Below are 23,624 nucleotides of genomic sequence, written 5' to 3'. Positions count from 1 at the left end.
ACGAGTGAGGGGCAGCTCCGGCGTTGACCGCCGCTTCGGGGCGGCCTACCCCAGGTGCACCGGAAGCGGCGCCGTCTGCTCCGCGCCGGGCTGGCGGCTCGGCCGGGGGGTGTTCATCAGCAGGCCCACCACGACCGCCGAGGCCGCGAGGATCAGCGAGGACCAGACGAAGGCGTGGGAGAAGCCCTCGACCAGCCCCTCCTTGCCGAGCTGCGGGGTCACCCGGCGCTCCCGGATCGCCGGGGCCAGGTAGTCCTTGGTGGTGCTGGCGGCGATCGTGTTGAGCATCGCCGTGCCGATCGAACCGCCGATCTGCTGGGCGGTGTTAACCGTGGCGGAGGCGATGCCCGCGTCCTGGGGCTGAACGCCGTGGGTGGCGTAGTTCATCGACGGGGCCATCACCAGGCCCATGCCGAAGCCGACGAGGAGTTCGGCGGGGAGCACGCCGGCCGCGTACGAGCTGCCGGGCTCCAGCGGGATCAGCAGCGCCACGCCGGCGGCCGCGAGGAGCAGGCCCGGGGCGACCAGGACGCGCGGCGGCACCTTGGGGATCAGTCGGGCGCCGAGGCCGCCCGCCGCCGCCAGTACGGCCGCGGTCATCGGGAGGAAGGCCACGCCGGTGACCAGCGCCGAGTAGCCCTTGACGCGCTGCATGTAGTACGTGAGGAAGAGGAACATCGCGAACATCCCGACCACCGACAGGCCGACCGCGAGGTAGGCGCTGCCGCGCGTGCGGTCCGCCACGACCCGCAGCGGCAGCAGCGGGCGCGGGACGCTGCGCTCGGTCAGGACGAAGGAGGCCAGCAGGACCACGCCCAGGGTCAGCAGGCCGGTCACGGTCAGCGAGTCCCAGCCCTTGGATTCGGCCTCGCTGCACCCGTACACCACCGCGACCAGCCCGGAGACGGCCAGCAGCGCGCCGGGGAGGTCGAAGCGGGCGCGGCCGCCCTCGGCCGGCTCGTCGACGGGCAGGACGTACCAGCTGAAGGCGGCGACGACGGCGATGGGCACGTTCACGTACAGGCACCAGCGCCAGTCCAGGTACTCGGTCAGCACCCCGCCCAGGACCAGGCCGATCGCGCCGCCGCCCGCCGCGATGGCGCCGAAGATGCCGAAGGCCTTGGCGCGCTCGCGCGGCTCGGTGAAGCTCACCGCGAGCAGGGACAGCGCGGAGGGGGCGAGCAGCGCGGCGAACGCGCCCTGGAGCGCGCGGGCCCCGAGGAGCACGCCGAATCCGGGGGCCGCGCCGCCGAGCGCGGAGGCCGCGGCGAAGCCGATCAGGCCGATGAGGAAGGAGCGCCGGCGGCCGGTGTAGTCGGCGATCCGGCCGCCGAGGAGCAGCAGGCTGCCGAACGCCAGGGTGTAGGCGGTGATGACCCACTGCCGGTCGCCGTCGGAGATCCCGAGGTCCTGCTGGGCCGAGGGCAGGGCGATGTTCACGATGGTGATGTCGAGGACGATCATCAGCTGGGCCAGGCCGATGAAGAGCAGTGCCAGCCAGCGCCGGGGGTTGACCGCGGGCTGCGTGTCGAGGGGCTGGGACATGACGATGCCTTTCTGAGGCTTATCTGAAGATTGCGGGCTTGGTGAGGTGTTCCCCCGGCGGGTTTCGCCGGGCGCGGGATCGCTCCGGAAGCGGCCGGACGGGTCAGCCGGACCCGCCGCCCATCACCCGCCCTCTGAAGCGCTTGAACGCGGCGGCGTCCAGCGCCGGGCCGGGCAGCCGGGTGCCCGGCCCGGCGCTGCCGGCGGGGCGCAGGCCGTCGACGTATACGTCCAGTTGGCGGTGCGCGAGGGCCTCGTCCTCCGGGATGCCGCCGCCGGGCAGCGGGCGGGACAGCCGGACGATCATCATGGTGATGTCGCCGAAGACGATGTCGGGCCGGATCAGACCGGCCTCATGGGCCCGCCGGAGCAGTTCCTCCACGGGGTCGGCGGCGTCCTGGCGGACGGCCTCCAGGATCTCGTCGATGGTGACGCGGCCGACGAGGGTGGGCATCACCGAGCCGATCTTGAGGTCGAGGGCCGCGTGCATGAAGCGGCGGAGCGCGTCCAGCGGGTCGCGGCCCGCGTCGGTCGCCTCGCGGGCGGCCTCGACCAGGGCGGTGAAGACATCGATCGCCACGGCCCGGATCAGGTCGGCGCGCTCGGGGAACCGCCGGTAGAGCGTCGCGATGCCGACGCCGGCCCGGCGGGCGATCTCGTCGAGGGGGGCGTCCGGCCCCTGGTCGGCGAAGACGGCGCGGGCGGCGCGCAGGATCTGCTCGCGGTTGCGGCGGGCGTCGGCCCGCATCCGGGGCGGCCGGGGCCGGTCGGCGGGGGCGCCGAGGGCGTCGGCCGGCTCGGGACGAGGGGTGGTGGACACGGCGGGCCTCCCGCGAGCAGCGCGCGGCGGCAGCACGGAGCGGCACACGCGCACGACACATGGACGAGCTAGGTGGAGAGTTTTTCTCCACTTAGCTGTTTCAGCGTAGCCATCGGGCCCGCGATATTCAACACGTGATGAAAAAGGCCCCGGCGTGTCGCGCCCCACCCCGGCCCGGGCCCCGGAAGACGCCCGGAAAAGCGACGAGGCCCGGCCCCCGCCGAAGCGGGGACCGGGCCTCGTGGGGACCCTGCGGGGCTCAGTCCACCAGGTTGACCGAGCGGGCCGAGGTGGCGCCGATCTCCTCGGCGATCTCGGTGAGCACCGGCTGCGGAATGGTGTCGTCCACGGTCAGCGCGACCAGCGCCGCGCCGCCCGCCGCCGAACGCGAGACCTGCATGCCGGCGATGTTGATCCCCGCCTCGCCGAGGATGCGGCCCACCGTGCCGACCACACCCGGGCGGTCGGTGTAGCGCAGGAAGGCCATGTGGTCGGCGAGCGCCAGGTCCACGTCGTACTCGCCGACCGCGACAATCTTCTGCTGGTGCTTGGGGCCGGCCAGGGTGCCGGAGATCGAGACCTCGTCGCCGCCGGAGAGGGTGCCGCGCACGGTCACCACATTGCGGTGCTCCGAGGACTCCGAGCTGGTCGTCAGGCGCACCTCGACACCGCGCTCCTGCGCGAACAGCGGGGCGTTCACATACGACACGGTCTCGTCGACGATGTCCTCGAACACGCCCTTGAGCGCGGAGAGTTCGAGCACCTTGACGTCGTGCTGGGTGATCTCACCGTACACCTCGACGTCCAGCCGGACCGCGACCTCGCCCGCGAGGGCGGTGAAGATCCGGCCGAGCTTCTCGGCCAGCGGCAGCCCGGGGCGCACGTCCTCGGCGATGACCCCGCCCTGCACGTTCACCGCGTCCGGGACCAGCTCGCCCGCCAGGGCGAGGCGCACCGAGCGGGCCACCGCGATGCCCGCCTTCTCCTGGGCCTCGCCGGTGGAGGCGCCCAGGTGCGGGGTGACGACCACGTTGTCGAACTCGAAGAGCGGGGAGTCCGTGCACGGCTCCTTGGAGAAGACGTCCAGACCGGCCGCCGCGACCCGGCCCTCCTTGAGGGCCGCCGCCAGCGCCACCTCGTCGACGATCCCGCCGCGCGCGGCGTTGACGATCCGGACCTCGGGCTTGACCTTGCGCAGCGCCTCGTCGCCGATCAGGCCGACGGTCTCGGGGGTCTTGGGGAGGTGGACCGTGATGAAGTCGGAGACCTCGAGCAGCTCGTCCAGCGACAGCAGCTTGACACCCATCTGGGCGGCGCGCGCCGGCTGCACATAGGGGTCGTACGCGACGATCTTCATGCCGAAGGCGGACATCCGCTGGGCGACCAGCACGCCGATGCGGCCGAGGCCGACGACGCCGAGGGTCTTCTCGCTCAGCTCCACGCCCGTGTACTTGCTGCGCTTCCACTCGCCGTTCTTCAGCGCCGCGTTCGCCTGCGGGATGTTGCGGGCCGTGGCGACCAGCAGGCCGCAGGCCAGCTCGGCGGCGGTGACGATGTTGGACGTGGGGGCGTTGACGACCATGACGCCGGCCTTGGTGGCGGCGGAGACGTCCACGTTGTCCAGGCCGACGCCGGCGCGGGCGACCACCTTCAGCTTCTTCGCCGCGGCGATGGCCTCCGCGTCGACCTTGGTCGCGCTGCGCACCAGGATCGCGTCCACGTCGGCGATGGCGGGCAGCAGCTCGGCCCGGTCCGCGCCGTTGCAGCTGCGGATCTCGAAGTCCGGGCCCAGGGCGTCCACCGTGGCGGGAGAGAGCTCTTCGGCGATGAGTACGACGGGTTTACCCGTGGAGGCAGTGCTCACGTGGTCTTCAGTCCTCACTAGTCCTATGCGGACGGCCGTCCCGACGGCCGCAGGCGTGAAGGGGGGCAGCCGCGTGAAAGACGCACGACGCTGTGAGCCCTGACGCGCTTGTTCCCTGCAGTGTAGTGGCGTCCGGTAGGCGTTTTGCGCCATAGCGGCAGGATCACCCGCACGTGGTCTTGCATGATGGACAAGACGCGGACCGGGCCCCCCGAGGTGCGGGCCCGGGGGGCCGGTCCGTAACGGCCCGGGGTGTGACGAGGCTCCCCGTCACACCCGAGGCCACAAGGGCTCACGCCTCGTCGTCGACCCAGCTCATGAGCTTCCGCAGCTCCTTGCCCGTGGTCTCCAGCAGGTGGTCGGCGTCCGCCTTCTTGTACTCGTTGTACTTCGGCAGACCCGCGTGGTACTCGTCCATCCAGTTCTTGGCGAAGCTGCCGTCCTGGATCTCGGCGAGGACCTTCTTCATCTCGGCCTTCGTCTGGTCGGTGATGATCCGCGGGCCGGTGACGTAGTCGCCCCACTCGGCGGTCTCGGAGATCGACCAGCGCATCTTCTCCAGGCCGCCCTCGTACATCAGGTCCACGATCAGCTTCAGCTCGTGGAGGCACTCGAAGTACGCGATCTCCGGCTGGTAGCCGGCCTCGACCAGGGTCTCGAACCCGGCCTTGACCAGCGCGGAGGTGCCACCGCACAGCACCGCCTGCTCGCCGAAGAGGTCGGTCTCGGTCTCCTCGGTGAAGGTGGTCTTGATGACGCCGGCGCGGGTGCCGCCGATGCCCTTGGCGTACGAGAGGGCGAGCGCGAAGGCGTTGCCGCTGGCGTCCTGCTCGACGGCCGCGATGCACGGCACGCCGCGGCCCTCCTCGTACTGGCGGCGGACCAGGTGGCCCGGGCCCTTGGGGGCGACCATGCAGACGTCCACGCCGGCCGGGGGCTGGATGAAGCCGAACCGGATGTTGAAGCCGTGGCCGAAGAACAGCGCGTCGCCGTCCTTGAGGTTGGCCTTCACCGACTCCTCGTAGACCTGGGCCTGGATCGGGTCCGGGACCAGGATCATGATCACGTCGGCCTCGGCGGCCGCCTCGGCCGGGGTGACCACGCGCAGCCCCTCCTCCTCGGCCTTGGCCTTGGACTTGGAGCCCTCGTGCAGGCCGACCCGGACATCGACGCCCGAGTCGCGCAGCGACAGCGCGTGGGCGTGGCCCTGGCTGCCGTAGCCGAGGACCGCGACCTTGCGGCCCTGGATGATGGACAGGTCGGCGTCGTCGTCGTAGAACAGCTCGGCCACTTCGGGGTTCTCCTAGCGTTTTCGGGTTGTGCGTCCCACCGTATGACGGGCGGGCGACGAAAGGTTTCGGGGTCTCGCCATACGGGCCCCGGACCGGCCGTGATCGGCCGCCCGGCGCCCGGTGCCGCTGGTCAGGCGGTCCGGTCGAGCGCGCGCAGGCTCCGGTCGGTGATGGAGCGGGCGCCGCGCCCTATGGCGATGGTGCCGGACTGGACCAGCTCCTTGATGCCGTACGGTTCCAGCATCTTGAGCATGGCTTCGAGCTTGTCGCTGCTGCCGGTGGCCTCGATGGTCACGGCCTCCGGGGAGACGTCCACGGTCTTGGCGCGGAACAGCTGGACGATCTCGACGATCTGGGAGCGGGTCTCGTTGTCGGCGCGGACCTTCACCAGGACGAGTTCCCGCTGGATCGCCTGGCTGTCCTCCAGCTCGACGATCTTCAGGACGTTGACGAGCTTGTTGAGCTGCTTGGTGACCTGCTCCAGCGGCAGCTCCTCGACATTCACCACGATGGTGATCCGGGAGATGTCGGGGTGCTCGGTGACCCCGACCGCGAGCGAGTCGATGTTGAAGCCGCGGCGGGAGAACAGCGCGGCGATCCGGGCCAGGATGCCGGGGGTGTTCTCGACCAGGACGGAGAGGGTGTGCTTGGTGGACATGGGCGTGAAGTCTCTCTTCTCTCTGCTGTCCCGGCCTCAGTCGTCTTCGCCGTCGCCGAAGTCCGGGCGGACGCCGCGCGCCGCCTGGATCTCGTCGTTGGAGGTGCCGGCGGCGACCATCGGCCAGACCATGGCGTCCTCGTGGACGATGAAGTCCACGACCACCGGCCGGTCGTTGATCGCGTTGGCCTTCTCGATCACGGCGTCCAGGTCGGCCGGGTCCTCGCAGCGGATGCCGATGCAGCCCATGGCCTCGGCGAGCTTGACGAAGTCGGGGACGCGGGTGCCGGCGCTGGTCGGGGCGGGGGCGTCCGGTCCCGAGTGCAGCACGGTGTTGGAGTAGCGCTGGTTGTAGAACAGCGTCTGCCACTGGCGGACCATGCCCAGCGCGCCGTTGTTGATGATCGCGACCTTGATCGGGATGTTGTTCAGCGCGCAGGTGACCAGCTCCTGGTTGGTCATCTGGAAGCAGCCGTCACCGTCGATCGCCCAGACCGTACGGCCCGGGGTGCCGGCCTTGGCGCCCGTCGCGGCCGGGACCGCGTAGCCCATGGTCCCGGCGCCGCCGGAGTTCAGCCAGGTGGCCGGCTTCTCGTAGTCGATGAAGTGGGCGGCCCACATCTGGTGCTGGCCGACGCCCGCGGCGAAGATCGTGTCCTCCGGCGCGAGCTGCCCGATCCGCTGGATGACCTGCTGCGGGGACAGGCTGCCGTCCTGGGGCTGCTCGTAGCCCAGCGGGTAGGTCTCCCGCCACCGGTCCAGGTCCTCCCACCAGCCGGAGTAGTCGCCGACGTGGCCGGCGTCGTGCTCGGCCTGGACCGCGACGACCAGGTCCGCGATCACCTCGCGGGCGTCGCCGACGATCGGCACGTCGGCCGTGCGGTTCTTGCCGATCTCGGCCGGGTCGATGTCGGCGTGGACCACCTTGGCGTGCGGGGCGAAGGAGTCCAGCTTGCCGGTGACCCGGTCGTCGAAGCGCGCGCCGAGGGCGACGATCAGATCGGCCTTCTGCAGGGCGGTGACGGCGGCGACGGTGCCGTGCATGCCGGGCATGCCCAGGTGCTGGCGGTGGGTGTCGGGGAAGGCGCCCAGCGCCATCAGCGTGGTGGTGACGGGCGCGCCGGTCAGCTCGGCCAGCACCTTCAGTTCGGCGGTGGCGTGGGCCTTGAGGACGCCGCCGCCCACGTACAGCACCGGGCGCTCGGCCTGGGTGATCAGGCGGGCGGCCTCGCGGATCTGCTTGGCGTGCGGCTTGGTGACCGGGCGGTAGCCGGGCAGGTCGGTCTGCGGCGGCCAGGAGAAGGTGGTCTGCGTCTGGAGGGCGTCCTTGGCGATGTCGACCAGGACCGGGCCGGGGCGGCCGGTGGAGGCGATGTGGAACGCCTCGGCGATCGTCCTGGGGATGTCCTCGGCCCGGGTGACCAGGAAGTTGTGCTTGGTGATCGGCATGGTGATGCCGCAGATGTCCGCCTCCTGGAAGGCGTCCGTGCCGATGGCCTTGGAGGCGACCTGACCGGTGATCGCGACGATGGGCACGGAGTCCATGTGCGCGTCGGCGATCGGGGTGACCAGGTTGGTGGCGCCGGGACCCGAGGTCGCCATGCAGACGCCGACCTTGCCGGTGGCCTGGGCGTAGCCGGTGGCGGCGTGGCCCGCGCCCTGCTCGTGGCGGACGAGCACGTGCCGGACCTTGGAGGAGTCCATCATCGGGTCGTACGCCGGCAGAATGGCGCCGCCGGGGATGCCGAAGACGGTGTCGGCACCGACCTCCTCGAGCGAGCGGATGAGGGACTGCGCGCCCGTGACGTGCTCGACGGGGGCGGGCTGGGAACCGCCGTTACGGGGCCGCGGCTGGGGATGGTGGGCCCCGGTGGCCTGCTCGGTCATCGGCATTCTCTTCTCGGATGAGGGTCTGTGCGGGGAGTGGGAGAGCGATACGACTTGTGTCGGTGCAACAAAAAACCCCTCGTGCCGTGAGGCAAGCGAGGGGAGCGCGCCGGTGGGGTCCGCAGGGCTGGTATGGGGCCCTGCTCAGCCGACGCGCTTTCCAAGTACGAGAATTCGGGTGCGCATGGCTCCGACCCTCCCCCCGGCGCGCACCGGGTGTCAAGTGGGTGGGACGGGCGTCTCAGTATTTGAGCGGGAGGCCGGGTGGATGTGAGACTCCGCCCGTCGCGGCCCGTGCCCCGCGCCGTGGGCCGCGCTGTGAGCCGCGCCATGGCCCGAGGCGTGGGTTGAGGCGTGCGCCGAGGCATGTGCCGGGATGTGGCCGAGGTGCCGGGTCGGCAGCGCCCCGCCGACCAGGACCGGGCTGTCCGAGCGCGGCACGGGGTACGAGCCGCGGTTCAGGGCGCGGCGCAGCCGGTGCTCGTCGAGCGGGCCGGAGAAGGCCGTCCCCAGGACGTGGGTGCACCCCATGGCCCGCAGGGCGACGATCTGCTCGGGCAGGTCGACCCCTTCCGCGAGGGACTGCATGCCCAGGTCGCCGGCGATCCGCAGCAGCCCCGAGGTGATCTTGTGCAGCCGGGAGGACTCGACGACGCCCTCCACGAGCCCCCGGTCGAGCTTGAGCAGGTCGATGGGGAGCCTGCGCAGCGCCCGGATGGCGGCGTAGCCGCTGCCGAAGCCGTCGAGGGCGATGCGCACGCCGAGGCGCCGCAGCGCGCTCAGGCGGTGCTCCAGTTCGTCCAGCGGCACCCGGGGGTCGCTGTCGGTGAGCTCAAGGATCAGCGCGCCGGAGGGCAGGCCGTGGCGGGCCAGCAGGGTCTCGACGCTCTTGGGCGGCATCGACTTGTCCACGAGGCGACCGGCGGGGAGCCGCACGCACACCGGGACCGGGAATCCGTCGCGGCGGCGCTCGGCGGCCTGCTCGACGGCCGTCTCCAGCGTCCAGCGGGCCAGCTCGGCGGTGCGGGCCGCGTCCTCGCCGCCGCCGCGCCCGCTGTCGGCGACCCGGAGGAACTCGGCCGGGGTGAACAGGATGCCCTGCGCCGAGCGCCAGCGGGGCTGGGCCGCGACGGCGGTGATCCGGCCGCCGGCGAGCTCCACGACGGGCTGGTGCAGCAGGACGAACTCGCCGTCGTGGAGGGCGGTCCGCAGCCGGGAGGCGAACTCGGCGCGCCGCGCCACGTCGGCCTGCATCTGCGGCGCGTACAGCTCGACCCGGTTCTTGCCCGCGGACTTGGCGCGGTACATCGCCAGGTCCGCGTTGCGCATCAGGGCCCCGGGGCTGACGCCGGGCTCGGCGAAGGCGACGCCGATGCTGGCGGCCACCCGCACCTCGGTACCGCCCACGACCTGGTACGGCTGGGAGAGCCTGAGGCGCAGCCGGTCGGCGATCTCCAGGATGCGGCACTCGCGGGCGGCGGCGTCCTGGTCGCCGTCCCCGTCGCCGATGATCAGCGCGGCGAACTCGTCGCCCCCGAGGCGGGCCGCGCAGTCCCCGGACCCGGAGCGCACGGACTCCTGGAGCCGGCGGGCGGCCTGGACCAGCAGTTCGTCGCCCGCCTGGTGGCCGACGGTGTCGTTGACGGCCTTGAACCCGTCGAGGTCGATGTAGAGCACCGCGGTGCCCGCGTCGGTGCGGCGCCGCCCGCCGAGGGCGTGGCCGACCCGCTTGGTGAACAGGGAGCGGTTGGGCAGGTCGGTGAGCGGGTCGTGCTCGGCGTTGTGCTGGAGCTGGGCCTGGAGCCGCACCCGCTCGGTGACGTCCCGGCTGTTGAAGATGAGGCCGCCCTGGTGGCGGTTGATCGTCGACTCGACGTTGAGCCAGTCGCCGGAGCCGGAGCGGAAGCGGCACTCGATGCGGGTGGTGGGCTCCTCCCCCGGCGAGGCGGCGAGGAAGCGCCGCACCTCGTGGACGACCGAGCCCAGGTCCTCGGGGTGGATGAGGGAGGCCAGCTCCGAGCCGACCAGCTCGTCCGCGTCGCGGCCGTAGACCCCGGAGGCGGCCGGGCTGACGTAGCGCAGTATGCCGGTGGGCGCGGCGATCATGATGACGTCGCTGGAGCTCTGCACCAGGGAGCGGAAGTGGTTCTCCTTCTCCGCCAGCTCCTGGGTGAGGGCGATGTTGTCGAGCAGCATGATGGCCTGCCGGACGACCAGGGCCAGCACGACCGCGCAGGCGGTGAAGAGCATCACCCCGTCGATCGGTCGGCCGTCCATCACGTTGTAGAGGATCCCCAGGGTGCAGACGGCGGCGGCGAGGTACGGCGCGAGGGCGGCGAGCGAGCCCGCGCTGGTCCGGCTGGGCTGGGCGGGGCGGCGGAGCACGGCCGGCGGGGCCTGGGCGGCCTCGCGCCGGGCCACCCAGGGGGCGTACGCGAGCAGTATGGAGCCCGCGAACCACCCGGCGTCAAGGATCTGTCCGGAGCGGTAGCCCTCGCGCAGCAGGGGCGAGGTGAACAGCGCGTCGCACAGCACGGTCAGCGCGAAGGCGGCGATCGCGGTGTTGATCGCGGAGCGGTTGGCCGAGGACCGCCGGAAGTGCACCGCGACGACCATGCTGATCAGCACGATGTCCAGCAGCGGGTAGGCGAGCGAGAAGGCCCTGCGCGCCACGGGCTCGCCGCCCCCGCCGAACGGGCCGGTGTGGGCGAGCGCCAGGCTCCACGAGAGGGTCAGCAGCGATCCGGCCATCAGCCAGGCGTCCAGCGCCAGACAGATCCAGCCGGCGCGGGTGGCCGGGCGCTTGGCGAGCACCAGCATCCCGACGATGGCGGGCGGGGCGAAGAGCAGGAAGCAGAAGTCGGCGGCCGAGGGGCTGGGCACCGGGCGGCCGAGCACCACCTCGTACCAGCCCCATACGCCGTTGCCGAGCGCCGCCATGAAGGAGGAGGCCGCGAACAGCAGCCAGGCGGGGCGCAGCCGCCCGGAGCGCGTGCGGCCGTGCCACAGGCAGGAGACGGTGGCGGTCAGGGCGGCGGCGCTGAGGCCGAAGTCGCCCATGAACAAGGCCAGTTCGGGCGATCCCCAGCCGAGCACCGCGCCCGCCGCGTATCCCCCGCAGACCAGGGCGAGGACGACCTGGGGCAGCAGCCCCGCCCGGCCGCCGGAGACCGACGGCCTGGCGAGCACCGCTCCGGTGGCGCTCACCGGACGGCCCTCGAGCGCCGCGCGAGGGCGCCGGAAGCTAGCAGTCGACGCCTGAGCCGCGTCGGGTCGTGGGTCCATTGGCCATGCATCGCCCGTCGCCCCCCTTGAGTTCCGGTCCATCGCTGACGCCGTTCGGTCAGTGGCGCAGCCCCCGCTCGGGACGATACACCAGACTGGTCACTCAGGGACATAGGTCATCTACACACCGTAACCGACAACGGCGTTGTATATACGGAGTGCAGTCATACCGTGTCTGTATGTGGTGCCACGGGCATTTCATCCGGTCGTTGTGACGATATGACTGAGCGGTTCACCGGCCGCGAAACGGCGCAGCTGGTCGCGCAGCAGCCGCTTCGCACGGGGCAGGAAGGCCGACGACGGACCCCCCACGTGCGGGGTGATGAGCACTCCTGGAGCGTGCCACAGCGGATGCCCGGCGGGCAGCGGTTCGGGGTCGGTCACATCCAGCGCGGCCCGCAGCCGGCCCGATTCCAGCTCGGCGAGGAGCGCCTTGGTGTCCACCACCGGACCGCGCGCCACGTTCACCAGCAGCGCGCCGTCCTTCATCCGGGCCAGGAAGTCCGCCCCGGCCAGGCCCCGGGTGGCAGGGGTGAGCGGGGTGACGAGCACCACCACGTCGGCTTCCGGAAGCAGTCGGGGCAAGTCGTCGATCGGGTGCACCGGACCGCGCTCGGTCGTGCGCGGGGAGCGCGCGACGCGCAGTACCCGCTCGCACTCGAACGGCACGAGCCGGTCCTCGATCGCGCCGCCGATGGACCCGTAGCCGACGATCAGCACGGTCCGGTCGGCGAGCGCGGGGCGGAAGCCCTGGCTCCACCGCCCGGCGTCCTGGGCGCGCACGAAGTCGGGGATGCCGCGCAGCGAGGCGAGGATGAGGGTCAGGGCCAGCTCGGCGGTGCTCGCGTCGTGCACCCCGCGCGCGTTGCACAGCCGCACCCCGGACGGCAGCTCCGCGAGGTGGGGCTGCACATGGTCTATGCCGGCGGTGAGGGTCTGCACCACGCGCAGGTTCCTCATGGCGGGCAGGGGCCGCACCCCCTCTTTGTTCTTCATGTACGGCAGGCAGTAGAACGCGCAGCGGGCGGGGTCCGTGGGGTAGTCGGACTCGCCGTCCCAGTGGGCGTACTCCAGGCCGTCGGGGAGCCCGCCGATCTCGTCCGCCGGAAACGGCAGCCACGCGAGGGGGCGCGGGTGCTCGGGGATCTCGGGGGTGTCGCTGTGATCTGCGCTCATGCCTGGAGGCTATGCGATCAGCACCCGGACTCAGACGTTAGTTTGGTGCGAGAAACGGGAGGGGTCAGGCCAGGTGGAGCGCAGGAGAATCGGAGCGGCGACGCTCGAGGTGGGCGCGATAGGCCTCGGATGCATGCCCATGAGCTGGGCGTACACCGCTTCCCAGCGCAGCGGCGAGGGCTCGCTGCGCGCCGTGCACGCCGCGCTCGACGCGGGCGCGAGCCTGCTGGACACCGCCGACATGTACGGGCCGTTCATCAACGAACGGCTGGTGGGGCGGGTGCTCAAGGAGCGGCGCGAGGACGCCTTCGTGTCCACCAAGTGCGGGCTGCTGGTGGGCGAGACCCACATCGTGGCCAACGGCCACCCCAGCTATGTGAAGCGGGCCTGCGACGCCTCGCTGCGGCGGCTGCGGACCGACGTCATCGACCTCTACCAGCTGCACCGGGCCGACCCGGAGGTGCCGATAGAGGAGACCTGGGGCGCGATGGCGGAGCTGGTCGCGGCCGGGAAGGTACGGGCGCTGGGGCTGTGCGCGCTGGGGGCGCGGGCGCAGCGGCGGGCCGGGGCCGGGATGCACGACGCCACCGTGCGGCAGCTGGAGCGGGTGCAGCAGGTCTTCCCGGTCAGCTGTGTGCAGGCGGAGCTCTCGGTGTGGTCGCCCGAGGCGCTGGAGGCGCTGGTGCCGTGGTGCGCCTCGCGCGGGGTCGGCTTCCTGGCCGCGATGCCGCTGGGAAACGGCTTCCTGAGCGGCACCCTGACGCCGGGTCAGGGCTTCGAGCCGGACGACGTACGGGCCCGGCACCCGCGCTTCACGGCCGAGATGATGGCGGCGAACCAGCCGATCGTGGCCGGGCTGCGCCGGGTGGCGCGGCGGCACGGGGACTCGGTCACGGCGGCGCAGGTGGCGCTGGCGTGGCTGCTGGGGCAGGGGCGGCACGTGGTCCCGGTGCCGGGGACCAAGCGGGCGCGGTGGGCGGTGGAGAACTGCGCGGCGGCCGAACTGCGGCTGACGGACGAGGACTTCGCGGAGATAGCGGCGCTGCCGCCGGCCCAGGGGTCATGGGACTAGGTTCGGGCTCCGGTGGCGGAACCGGCGACGGAGAACCGGTGGCGGCGGCCGGTGACGGGGACCCGTGACAGGGACCGGTGACAGGGACCGGTGGCGGGAACTGGTCACGGGAACCGGTGGCGGAGCAGCGGTGTATAAGAAACAGTGCCGTGCCGAGGCACATGTGCCCACGGAGAGGAACCGAAGGTGCGACGTCCTGGTGTGACCCCTGTGCTCGCTTCCGCTGCCGCGTTGCTGCTCGTGGCGGGCTGCTCGTCCGATGACGGCGTGACCGCCCCCTCCTTCGGCCGCCGCCCCAGCACCTCCGGCCCGGCGAAGACCGGGCCCGGCGGGGATCCCTCGTCCTCGGGCAAGCCCTCCTCCTCTCCCTCGGCCCCGGCCGCCCCCGGCAAGGGCACGGCGAAGGTGGTGCGCACGCTCACCACCAAGCTGGACTCGCCGTGGGGGCTGGCCCCCCTGCCCGACGGAAACCTGCTGGTCTCCTCCCGGGACACCGGCAAGATCTTCGAGGTGGACGCGGAGAGCGGGAAGAAGACGGAGGTCGGCTCCGTCCCGGGCGTCTCCCCCGGCGGCGAGGGCGGGCTGCTGGGCCTGGCCGTCTCCCCCGACTACGGGGCCAACCCGATGGTGTACGCGTACTTCACCACCGCCTCGGACAACCGCATCGCCCGCATGTCCTATGACGACAAGCGCCCCGCCGGCTCCCAGCTCGGCGCCCCGGACACCATCTTCAAGGGCATCCCCAAGGGCGCCCTTCACGACGGCGGGCGGATCGCCTTCGGCCCGGACAAGATGCTCTACGTGGGCACGGGCGACAGCGGCGAGCGCGGGCTCGCCCAGGACCAGGACTCGCTCGGCGGCAAGATCCTGCGGATGACCCCGGAGGGCGAGCCCGCCCACGGCAATCCCGAGGCGGACTCGGTGGTCTATTCCTATGGCCACCGCAATGTGCAGGGCCTGGCCTGGGACATCGACAAGCGGCTGTGGGCCTCGGAGTTCGGACAGGACACCTGGGACGAGCTCAATCTCATCCGGCCCGGCAAGAACTACGGCTGGCCCGAGGCGGAGGGCAAGGCCGGCGAGAAGGGGTTCGTCGACCCGGTCGAGCAGTGGAAGCCCAAGGAGGCCTCGCCCAGCGGCATCGCGTACGCCAAGGGCTCGATCTGGATGGCCGCGCTGCGCGGGGAGCGGCTGTGGCGCATCCCCCTGGACGGCACCCGGGCGGCGGGCAAGCCGCAGTCGTTCCTCGTCGGGAAGTACGGGCGGCTGCGGTCGGTGGTGGCCACGGACGACGGCGGGCTGTGGGTGACGACGAGCAATACGGACGGGCGGGGGAAGCCGGGGAAGGAGGACGACCGGATCCTGCGGCTCAAGATCTCCTGACGGGCGTGGATCTCGATCTCCTGACCGGCCAGGGGAGATCGGCGGGGCAGCGCCTAGACTGGCGGGAGTCGCTCGCCCTTGGGGGTCGCCGTGTTCAACATCATCGAGGAACTGTTCTCGCCGGGTCGGCGGAACACCGAGGAAGAGCGCAACCGGCTGGAGTTGACCGTGGACGACGTGGGCGACGGCGACAACCCGTGGCGGGGGCCGATCGACCTGGACTCGGGCCGGGTGGTCGTCCGCCCCCGGCAGGCCTGAGCCCCAGCCTCCCTCAGAGCCCCAGCCTCCCTCAGGCCTGAGTCACAGCTTCCCGCCAGGCCTGAGCCTCGCCACAGTCGAAGACACCGCCCCGCCGGGCCGGGGCCCCGCCTTCCTCAGGCCCGCCGGCGCGGGGCCGGCTCGCCCCGGGGCCGGCTCAGCGCGCCATCGCCTCGTCCGCCAGGCCGTCCACCAGCCGCAGCCGGTGCGCCACCGCCGCCGCCTCGCCACGGCCCGACACCTCCAGCTTCGCCAGGATGTTGGACACGTGCACACTCGCCGTCTTCGGCGAGATGAACAGCTCCTCGGCGATCTGACGGTTGCTGCGCCCCAGGGCCACCAGCCGCAGCACATCGCGCTCCCGGGGGGTGAGTCCGAGGGCCGCGGCCGGGTCGGCGGGCTCGGCGGCGGGCTCCGGCGAGCGGGTCGCGGGGAGGGCGGCGAGCGGGGCGGTGGCGGTGGCGTCCGGGCCGGATGGCAGGGGCAGCCGGGCGCGGCGGGCCAGCAGCTCGATCCCCTCGCGCAGCGGGCGCGCCCCCAGCCGGACCGCCGTGGTGTGCGCCGCCGCGAGCGGCTCCGCGACCCGCTCCCGGGGCGCACCGGAGTCCAGCAGCGCCTCCGCCCAGCGGAAGCGGGCCCCGGCCAGGGGGTGCGGGCGGTCCAGCCGCTCCAGGGCGGCCACCGCGGCCGCCCAGCGCTCGGCGTCGTCGCGCCCCTCGGCGCGGGCCAGTTCGGCGTCCAGCAGCCGGCCGTAGGCCTGCCACACCGGTACCGGCTGCGCCACCCGCTTGGCCGCCGCCCGGATCCGGGCCAGGGCCTCGGCGCGGCCCGGCTCGGCCGCGGGCAGACCGCGGGCGTCCGCCTCGGCCGCGGTGGCGGCCACCAGCAGCGGCCAGGTGTACCGCTGCATGCCGGCCCGGAAGCCGTCCTCCAGGACCTGGCCGAGAAGCGAGCGGACCTCCAGGATCCGGCCGCGGGCCGCCGCGAGGTCCAGGCAGTGGTGGGCGAACGGGAGGGTGAACTGCGGCTCACCGATGAGGTGCTGCTGTTCGCGGGCCTCCGCCAGCTCGCGCTCCGCGGTGTCCCAGTCGCCCCGGCTCAGCGCCAGCCTGGCCAACCGGTTCACCGCCAGGCGATGCGCCTTGTTGCCGATCGCCAGGCGCCGGGTGGAGGCCGCGGCCTCCTCCGCCTCGGCCCAGCGGCCCAGCGACAGCAGCGACTCGGCCATGTTGCCGAACACCCACGCCAGGGAGTCGGTCAGGCCGAAGTGGTCCAGCATCCGGACGCCCTTCTCGGCGACCTCCACCGCCTCGGCGGACCGGCCGAGCCCCTCGAGCCCGGAGGTCAGATTGACGAAGCAGCGCCCCACGATGCTGACGTCGCCCATCTCGATCGCGGCCTCGCAGACCTCCCGCATCTGGGCGAGGCCGGCCTCGACGTCCCCGGACTCGGCCATGAAGTAGCCCAGCGTCAGCCGGGCGTGCAGCTCGGTGCTGTGGGCGCCGACCAGCCGGGCCAGCTCCACCGCCCGCTCGGCGACGGCGAACCCCTCCGGGCCCGGCCGGCGGACCATGTTCCAGCCGGCCGCCTGCGCCAGCACGTCCGCGTGCACGGCGGACGGCGGCAGGCCGCGCACCAGCTCCTGGGCCCGGCTGAGCTCGGCCCAGCCGTCGCCCCGCCCCAGAGAGCTGATCAGCTTGGACTGCTGGGTCCAGAACCAGGCGGCCTGCAGCGGGTCCTCGCTCTCGTCCAGCGTGCGCAGCGCCCGCCGGGCGACGGCCAGCGCCCGCTCCCGCTGACCCGACCGGTAGGCGGCCACCACCACCTCGGCCAGCAGGTCCAGATGGCGCAGCGCGCCGTCCTCGCGGGCGCACGCGGGATAGGCCTCGGCGTAGTCGAGGGGCCGCTGCACCTCGCGGATCTCCTGGGGGGCGTCCTCCCACAGCTCCATGGCGCGCTCCAGCAGCCGCAGCTGCTCGGCGTGGGCGTACCGCCGACGGGCCTCGACGGCGGCCCGCAGCACGGCGGGCAGGGCCTTGGCCGGGTCGTGCGCGTGGTACCAGTAGCTGGCGAGGCGGGCGGCGCGCTCGTCGGCCCGCACCAGCGTGGGGTCGGCCTCCAGCACCTCGGCGTAGCGCCGGCTGATGCGGGAGCGCTCGCCGGGCAGCAGATCGTCCATCACGGCCTCGCGGACCAGGGCGTGGCGGAAGCGGTAGCCGCTGTCGTCGCCCGTGGGCCGCAGGATGTTGGCGCCGACGGCGGCGCGCAGCGCCTCGATGAGGTCGTCCTCGCCGAGCCGGGCGACCGCGCGCAGCAGTTCGTATTCCACGGTGGAGCCGCCCTCGGCCAGGATGCGCACCACCCGCTGGGCCTCCTCGGGCAGCGCCTCGACCCGCACCAGCAGCAGGTCGCGCAGCGATTCGCTGAGCCCCGTGGCGCAGCCCTCGCTGATGCTGCGGGCGATCTCCTCGACGAAGAAGGCGTTTCCGTCGCTGCGCTCGAAGATCCGGTCGACCAGCGCCCGCTCCGGCCGGGCGCCGTAGATCCCCGCGATCTGGGCGCGGACCTCGGAGCGGTTGAAGCGGCGCAGCTCGATGCGGCGCACCGCCCGCATGCGGTCGATCTCGGCGAGGAAGGGGCGCAGCGGGTGGCGGCGGTGGATGTCGTCGGAGCGGTAGGTGGCGACGACCAGCAGCCGGGAGCTGATCAGGGAGCGGAAGAGATAGCCGAGCAGCTCGCGGGTGGAGCGGTCGGCCCAGTGGAGGTCCTCGATGACGACGACCAGGGTGCGGTCGGTGGCCAGCCGCTCCAGCAGCCGGACGGTGAGCTCGAAGAGCCGGGCGCGGCTGTCCTCCTCCCGCGATTCGCGGGCGGTCTCGCCCAGTTCGGGCAGCAGCCGGGCCAGCTCGCCCTCCTGTCCGGCGACGGCCCGGTCCAGTTCGTCCCCCAGCTTGCGGCGCAGCGAGCGCAGCACGGTGGACACGGGGGCGAACGGCAGGCCGTCGACCCCGATCTCGACGCAGCCGCCGACGGCGGCGGCGGCCCCGGCGGCGGTGGCCCGGGTCAGGAACTCGTCCACCAGCCGGCTCTTGCCGACTCCCGCCTCCCCTCCGACGAGCAGCACCTGCGGCTCGCCTGCGGTGGCGCGGGCGAGCGCGTCGGTGAGAGTTGCCAGTTCCTCGGCGCGGCCGACGAACACCGGGCTGACAGACATGTGGTGCACGTCGTCGAGCATCGCACAAGGGTCCGACAGCCCGATACGGGTTCGGGGGGTGCCGTGGACCGGGGCGAGGGCGCGGACGGGTGCCGCGGCGACGGGACGGCCGGGCGCCGGGGGGACCCGGCGGCCGGGGGCGGTGCTCGGCAGGGGCGGCACGGCGCGGTCCGGAGGTCAGGCGGCGGTGCCGAACGCCCGCGGCGAACGGCGGCCGCCGTCCCGCCGGTCCGCGGTCTTCACCCGCCTTCCTGGTTCGTCGCCGAGGGATCGGCCGGCGCCCGCGCGCCGGGCCCGGCGGGCCAGCCGGTACTCGGCGGCCTCACGCAGCGCCTCCGCCTCGCGGACCTTGTGCAGTTCGTAGTGGAACATCGTCTTCTCCTTCAGTGAGATGTGGGTGACGTGTCTTTCAACGCACTCAACCTTCGTCCGCAAGGGGGGTGCCGCGCATCGGGCGAGTGCCCGATCTCCGCTGGTGCGGGGGCCTTAGGCCTCCTGAGCCCCGCCTTCCGCGGGGGCCTTAGGACGGCCGGTGGGACTTAGACCCCCGGCCTTCGACCTGCCACCCCCTGGGCCCGGTACCTCAGGACCGGGCTTCTCCGGTCGCAGCCCGGGGGCCAGCGCCAGGGTGACCGCCACCGAGGCCGCCGCCATGACGGCCATCGCGGTCGCCGGCGAGGTGCACTGGGCGACGGCGCCCGCCAGGGCGGCGCCGACGCCCTGCATGGTGAGCAGCCCCGAGGAGTGCAGCCCCAGCGCGTGCCCGCTCAGTTCGTCGGGGGTCAGGGCCATCAGCCGCTCCTGGAGCAGCAGGCCGGCGGAGAAGCCGACCGAGGCGAGGCCGACCGCGGCCACCGCGAGCGGCAGCGCCGGCTGCACGGCGAAGACCAGGTACGGGGCGGCGAGCAGCAGGCGCAGCGGGGCGCCGAGCCGCTCCCGCCACCAGGGCGGCAGGAACCGGCCCGCCAGGGTGTCGCCGACGAGCATCCCCAGGGCGGCGCAGGCCAGCAGCAGCCCGGCGTGGCCGGGCGCGTAGGGGACGAAGAGGGACTCGCAGCCGACGATCAGCCCGTTGGGCACCCACAGCGCCAGGTAGACGTACCGGCGCGGCACGGACGACCAGAGCCGGGCGTTGCCCCGCCAGGTCTCGGCGACCGACGGCCGTCCGGCGGCGCGCGGTGGCCGCCGGCGCAGGCCCAGGCGGGCGACGGCCGCGGCGGCGAGGTGGAGGGCGGCGGCGGTGAGCAGCGTGCCGCGCGGCGACAGTGCGGTCACCAGCAGGCCGCCCACCGCGTAGCCGCAGATCTGCGTGGCGCCCGCGGACATGTTGAGGACGGAGCGGCCGAGCAGGTAACCGTCCCGCGCCACGATCTCGTTGAGCAGTCCGTAGCGCACCCCGCCGCCCAGCGAGGCGGTCGCCCCGAGGACCAGGAGGACGGCGAAGACGGCCGGTACCGGCAGCCCGGGGACGGCTTGCACGGCGGTGCCCAGCGCGGAGAACAGCGCCAGGGCGCACATCGCGGCGCGCGGCGGCACCCGGTCGGCGGCCGACAGCAGCACCGTCGCGCCGACCACCTGGGCCAGGCTGGGGCCGAACATGCTGAGGGCGGACAGCAGCGGTGAGCCGGTCGCCGCGTAGATCAGGGTGCCGAGGGCCAGCCCGCTCACCGCCTGGGCGGCCACCTGGAGGGTGCCGGTGAGGAAGAAGGGCGTGAACTCGGGCGCGGCGAAGAGTTCTCGGTACGTGCGCATGGCCGGGAGTCTCGGTGGCCCCCGCCCGGGGGCGTTACAGTTTCGCGCGGAGGCGAAACGATGGGCTGGTGGCTGGTCAACGCGGACACTCTCGCCGGGAGCCGGTTCGTCGTCTCACCGCTGGCCGAGGCCACCGCGTGTCTGCTCGCCCTGCAGCGGGGCGTGGCCGGGCACCCGGGCGAGCGCGCCTGGCTCGACGCCCATCTGCCCGCCTACCGGGACCGGCTGGCCCGCGACCCGCTCACCGCGCTGACCATAGGGGCCGCTGTGGGGCACCGCTGGCTCGCGGACTTCCTCACCCCCACCCCCACCGGCGAGGGCGAGCCGGGCTTCGAGGAGGAGCTGACCCGCGTCCGCGCGACCCCGCCCGAGCGGGCCCGGGCCGACCTGACCGTATCGCTGCGCGGCCCGCTCCCCGGCCCGCTGCACCGCTCCGACGTGGCCGAGCGCACCGCCGACCTCCTGGAGTGGGTGTGGTCCGAGACGGTGCTGCCGACCTGGCAACGGCGGCGGCGGATCATCGAGGCGGACGTCGTGGCGCGCACCGCGCAGCTGAGCCAGGGCGGCTGGGCCTCGGTGCTGGACGCCATGCGGCCGGGGATGCGGTGGCTCGGGGAGAGCCGGCTCCAGATCAACGCGCACGACTATCCGCCTCAGGAGATCTCGGGGGCGCGGCTGCTGTTCGTCCCGGTCACCCCGAGCGCGGGGTGGGTCTCCTGGGACGCCCCGCACCGGTACGCCGTGGTGTACGCCTGCTCGGGCGCGCTGGCCGAGGCGGGCCGGCCGTCGGTGCCCGAGTCCCTGGGGCGGCTGCTCGGCCCGGCCCGGGCGGGGGTGCTGGTGCTGCTCGACACCCCGAAGAGCACGACCCAGCTGGTCGCGCTGACCGGCCAGGGCCTGGGCTCGGTGGGCCGCCATCTCAAGGTCCTTCTCGATGCCCACCTGGTGCGGCGGCGGCGTGCCGGGCGGTCGGTGCTGTACTACCGGACGGCCGCGGGTGAGGTACTGGTGACGGCTCAGGGGGAGAGCCGGCGGGCCACGGCGCCTCGATGCTGATCCTCGGCAGCAGGCGGTCCAGCCGGCGCGGCAGCCACCAGTTGGCGCGGCCCAGCAGGTGCATGAGGGCGGGCACCAGCAGCGTACGGAGGACGAAGGCGTCCAGGGCGACGGCGGCGGCCAGACCGATGCCGAACATGGCGATGATCCGGTCGCCGCTGAGCACGAAGGCCGAGAAGACGGCGATCATGATGACGGCGGCGGAGTTGATGACCCGGCTGGTCTCGGCGAGGCCGACCCGCACCGCGACCCGGTTGTCGCGGGTCTGCCGCCACTCCTCGTACATCCGGCTGACCAGGAAGACCTGGTAGTCCATGGAGAGACCGAAGAGCACCGCGATCATGATCACCGGCAGGAAGGGCTCGATCGGCCCGGCCCGGCCGAGGTTCAGCGGCTCGCTCCCCCATCCCCACTGGAAGACGGCGACGACGACGCCGAACGACGCGGCGACGGCGGCCACGTTCATGACCGCCGCCTTGACCGGGATGCCGATGCTGCGGAAGGCGAGCAGCAGCAGGGCGCCGCCGAGGCCCACCACCACCCCCACGAACAGCGGCAGCTTTCCGACGATCACCGTCGCGAAGTCGTCGTAGCCCGCGGTCAGCCCGCCGACGTACACCCGGAGCGAGGTGGACTCCGCGGCCTTGGGCAGCACCTGGTGGCGCAGCCGGGCCACCAGGTCGGAGGTGGCCCGCGACTGGGGGGCGGTCGTGGGCACGACCGTGATCACGGCCGTGTCGCCGCTGGTGCTCGGCTCGGCCCGGCTCACCGAGGCGACTCCCTCGGTGCCGCGCAGGGTCTCGGGGAGCTTGCCGAAGGCGAGCCGGTCGGCGGCGCCGTCGATGCGGCCGACGAGCGTCAGCGGGCCGTTGAAGCCGGGCCCGAAGCCGTCGGCGAGCAGGTCGTAGGCGCGCCGGGTGGTGGCGGAGGCGGGGTCGTTGCCCTGGTCGGAGGTGCCGAGACGGAGCGAGAGCGTGGGCAGCGCGAGGACCAGCATCAGCACGGCCGCGAGGGCGCCGAGCAGCTTGGGGCGCCGCTCGACCAGGGCGGACCAGCGGACGGCGAACCCCCGGGGCGCCCTGCGCCGCGGCCCGCGCGACGCCGGCCGGCGCCGCTGACGCCGGCTCAGGGCCCGGGTCCCGATCAGCCCGAGCAGGGCGGGCAGCAGGGTGATCGAGGCGGCGACGGTGAGCAGGACGGTGAGCGCGGAGGCGACCGCCACCCCGTTCAGGAAGTCCAGACGCAGCACCAGCATGCCCAGCAGCGCCACGCAGACGGTCGCCCCGGCGAAGATCACCGCGCGCCCCGAGGTGGCCACCGCGCGCCGGGCGGCCTCCTCGACCGGCAGCCCCGCCAGGAGGCCCTGGCGGTGCCGGGTGACGATGAACAGCGCGTAGTCGATGCCGACGCCGAGCCCGATCAGCGTGCCGAGCATGGGCGCGAAGTCGGCGACGGTCATGGCGTGGCCGAGCAGCCCGACGCCCGCGTAGGCGGTGCCCACGCCGACCACCGCGGTGGCGATGGGCAGGAGCGCGGCCGCGAGCGAGCCGAAGGCGAGGAGGAGGACGACGGCGGCCGCCGCGACCCCGATGGCCTCGCTGAGGTGGGCTGAGCCGGTCCCCTGCGCCGCGCCGATGCCCGCGCCGCCCATCTCCACCCGCAGCCCGTCGGTCGCCGCGGCGCGGGCGGTGCGGACCACCTCGCGCACCTGGGCCGCGCCGAGTTCGGAGGCGGGTTTGTCGAAGACGACGGTGGCGTAGGCGGTGTGCCCGTCGGCGCTGATCCGGCTGGTGTCCATCGCCGTCTCGCCGGGCGCCGTCCCGTCGGGCTGGTACGGCCCGGTGACGGAGACGACGCCGGGCAGTTCCCCGACCCGCTCCAGCGCCGCCGCCATGCGCTGCCGGACGTCCACCGCGCGCACCGTGCCCGCGCCTGGCGCCGTCTGCCAGACGATGGTGTCGCTGTCCCCGGCCCGCTGCGGGAACTCCCGTGCCATCAGCGCGGAGACCCGCGCCGAGTCCGTGCCCGGGATGCCGTAGTCGTTCGAGTACGCGGACCCCGTGACCACGGCCGCGACGGATACGCCCGCGAAGGCGGCCAGCCACAGCGCGATGACGACGAGGCGGCGCCTGAGGCACCACCGGGCGAGTGCGGCCATGGCCTGCTTTCCGGGTATCGCGCCGAACTCGCCGGACCCGGGGGCGGCCCGCCGGGGACCGTGGCGGCGTACGCACTGATGAACATATGAAGGTCCACCACCCGTCCCGCGACTGGACCGGCGGCGAACTTCTCCTGCACTCTGACAGCCCGAAGAGATCCTTTGTCCCTTTTGTGGGCTTCACCACACGCGTGACTCGGCGTG

Annotated in this window: 15 protein-coding genes and 1 pseudogene; 4 read left to right on the top strand and 12 right to left on the bottom strand. The window is 73.2% G+C overall.

Annotated features, from left to right (window positions below):
* Positions 1-45: 45 nt before the first annotated feature.
* The 8 genes from BBH68_RS21580 to BBH68_RS21545 form a co-directional block, all read right to left on the bottom strand.
* On the bottom strand, positions 46-1,545 hold the full coding sequence (locus BBH68_RS21580) for an MFS transporter (protein WP_065965020.1): 1,500 nt from the start codon (positions 1,543-1,545) through the stop codon (positions 46-48).
* 103 nt (positions 1,546-1,648) lie between these two features.
* Positions 1,649-2,365, bottom strand: coding sequence for a TetR/AcrR family transcriptional regulator (locus tag BBH68_RS21575; RefSeq protein ID WP_425428831.1), 717 nt, complete (start codon positions 2,363-2,365; stop codon positions 1,649-1,651).
* A gap of 259 nt (positions 2,366-2,624) precedes the next feature.
* Positions 2,625-4,229: a phosphoglycerate dehydrogenase gene (gene serA, locus BBH68_RS21570; RefSeq protein ID WP_065965019.1), complete on the bottom strand. Its 1,605-nt coding sequence runs from the start codon at positions 4,227-4,229 to the stop codon at positions 2,625-2,627.
* 292 nt (positions 4,230-4,521) lie between these two features.
* On the bottom strand, positions 4,522-5,520 hold the full coding sequence (gene ilvC, locus BBH68_RS21565) for a ketol-acid reductoisomerase (protein WP_065965018.1): 999 nt from the start codon (positions 5,518-5,520) through the stop codon (positions 4,522-4,524).
* 131 nt (positions 5,521-5,651) lie between these two features.
* A complete protein-coding gene (gene ilvN / locus BBH68_RS21560) occupies positions 5,652-6,179 on the bottom strand; it encodes an acetolactate synthase small subunit (RefSeq protein WP_065965017.1) in 528 nt (175 codons plus the stop codon).
* Between the two features lie 36 nt (positions 6,180-6,215).
* Positions 6,216-8,072: an acetolactate synthase large subunit gene (locus BBH68_RS21555; RefSeq protein WP_065965015.1), complete on the bottom strand. Its 1,857-nt coding sequence runs from the start codon at positions 8,070-8,072 to the stop codon at positions 6,216-6,218.
* 213 nt (positions 8,073-8,285) lie between these two features.
* Positions 8,286-11,273, bottom strand: coding sequence for a putative bifunctional diguanylate cyclase/phosphodiesterase (locus tag BBH68_RS21550; RefSeq protein ID WP_065965013.1), 2,988 nt, complete (start codon positions 11,271-11,273; stop codon positions 8,286-8,288).
* A gap of 276 nt (positions 11,274-11,549) precedes the next feature.
* Entirely contained in the window at positions 11,550-12,527 is a 978-nt protein-coding gene (locus tag BBH68_RS21545) for a 2-hydroxyacid dehydrogenase (RefSeq protein ID WP_065965011.1), read from the bottom strand.
* Positions 12,528-12,600: 73 nt separating this feature from the next.
* Here BBH68_RS21545 and BBH68_RS21540 point away from each other — a divergent pair, with 73 nt between their 5' ends.
* The 3 genes from BBH68_RS21540 (at position 12,601) to BBH68_RS44295 (ending at position 15,240) form a co-directional block, all read left to right on the top strand.
* The gene (locus tag BBH68_RS21540; RefSeq protein ID WP_076970727.1) at positions 12,601-13,599 is read left to right on the top strand and encodes an aldo/keto reductase; all 999 of its coding nucleotides are present in this window, start codon (positions 12,601-12,603) and stop codon (positions 13,597-13,599) included.
* A 201-nt stretch (positions 13,600-13,800) separates the two neighbouring features.
* Positions 13,801-14,982, top strand: coding sequence for a PQQ-dependent sugar dehydrogenase (locus BBH68_RS21535; RefSeq protein ID WP_245738204.1), 1,182 nt, complete (start codon positions 13,801-13,803; stop codon positions 14,980-14,982).
* Between the two features lie 78 nt (positions 14,983-15,060).
* A complete protein-coding gene (locus tag BBH68_RS44295; protein ID WP_065965006.1) occupies positions 15,061-15,240 on the top strand; it encodes a DUF6191 domain-containing protein in 180 nt (59 codons plus the stop codon).
* 157 nt (positions 15,241-15,397) lie between these two features.
* On the opposite strand, the gene BBH68_RS21525 is transcribed toward BBH68_RS44295, so the two are convergent.
* From BBH68_RS21525 to BBH68_RS21515, 3 genes are all read right to left on the bottom strand, one after another.
* Positions 15,398-18,475, bottom strand: a complete 3,078-nt coding sequence (locus tag BBH68_RS21525) for a helix-turn-helix transcriptional regulator (protein ID WP_065965004.1) — start codon at positions 18,473-18,475, stop codon at positions 15,398-15,400.
* 156 nt (positions 18,476-18,631) lie between these two features.
* Positions 18,632-18,826, bottom strand: coding sequence for a hypothetical protein (locus BBH68_RS21520; protein WP_065965002.1), 195 nt, complete (start codon positions 18,824-18,826; stop codon positions 18,632-18,634).
* Positions 18,827-18,940: 114 nt separating this feature from the next.
* On the bottom strand, positions 18,941-20,206 hold the full coding sequence (locus BBH68_RS21515; protein WP_065965000.1) for an MFS transporter: 1,266 nt from the start codon (positions 20,204-20,206) through the stop codon (positions 18,941-18,943).
* Positions 20,207-20,266: 60 nt separating this feature from the next.
* Between BBH68_RS21515 and BBH68_RS39665 the strand changes: the two are divergent.
* Positions 20,267-21,238 (top strand): annotated as a pseudogene (locus tag BBH68_RS39665) (ArsR/SmtB family transcription factor); the annotation flags it as partial.
* Here BBH68_RS39665 and BBH68_RS21500 read toward each other — a convergent pair.
* Positions 21,126-23,420, bottom strand: coding sequence for an MMPL family transporter (locus tag BBH68_RS21500; RefSeq protein WP_065964996.1), 2,295 nt, complete (start codon positions 23,418-23,420; stop codon positions 21,126-21,128). The pseudogene BBH68_RS39665 and the gene BBH68_RS21500 sit on opposite strands and share 113 nt — an antisense overlap.
* Positions 23,421-23,624: the final 204 nt, after the last annotated feature.

This window comes from Streptomyces sparsogenes, assembly GCF_001704635.1.
Classification (GTDB): domain Bacteria; phylum Actinomycetota; class Actinomycetes; order Streptomycetales; family Streptomycetaceae; genus Streptomyces; species Streptomyces sparsogenes.
This window is presented reverse-complemented; position numbering and strand designations above follow the sequence as displayed.

Bases quoted from the DNA above. Each gene is read 5' to 3' on its own strand.
- BBH68_RS21545 (WP_065965011.1), bottom strand. From the start codon at position 12,527: ATGAGCGCAGATCACAGCGACACCCCCGAGATCCCCGAGCACCCGCGC.
- BBH68_RS21515 (WP_065965000.1), bottom strand. From the start codon at position 20,206: ATGCGCACGTACCGAGAACTCTTCGCCGCGCCCGAGTTCACGCCCTTC.
- BBH68_RS21500 (WP_065964996.1), bottom strand. From the start codon at position 23,420: ATGGCCGCACTCGCCCGGTGGTGCCTCAGGCGCCGCCTCGTCGTCATC.
- BBH68_RS21555 (WP_065965015.1), bottom strand. From the start codon at position 8,072: ATGCCGATGACCGAGCAGGCCACCGGGGCCCACCATCCCCAGCCGCGG.
- BBH68_RS21520 (WP_065965002.1), bottom strand. From the start codon at position 18,826: ATGTTCCACTACGAACTGCACAAGGTCCGCGAGGCGGAGGCGCTGCGT.
- ilvN (WP_065965017.1), bottom strand. From the start codon at position 6,179: ATGTCCACCAAGCACACCCTCTCCGTCCTGGTCGAGAACACCCCCGGC.
- BBH68_RS21525 (WP_065965004.1), bottom strand. From the start codon at position 18,475: ATGCTCGACGACGTGCACCACATGTCTGTCAGCCCGGTGTTCGTCGGC.
- BBH68_RS21580 (WP_065965020.1), bottom strand. From the start codon at position 1,545: ATGTCCCAGCCCCTCGACACGCAGCCCGCGGTCAACCCCCGGCGCTGG.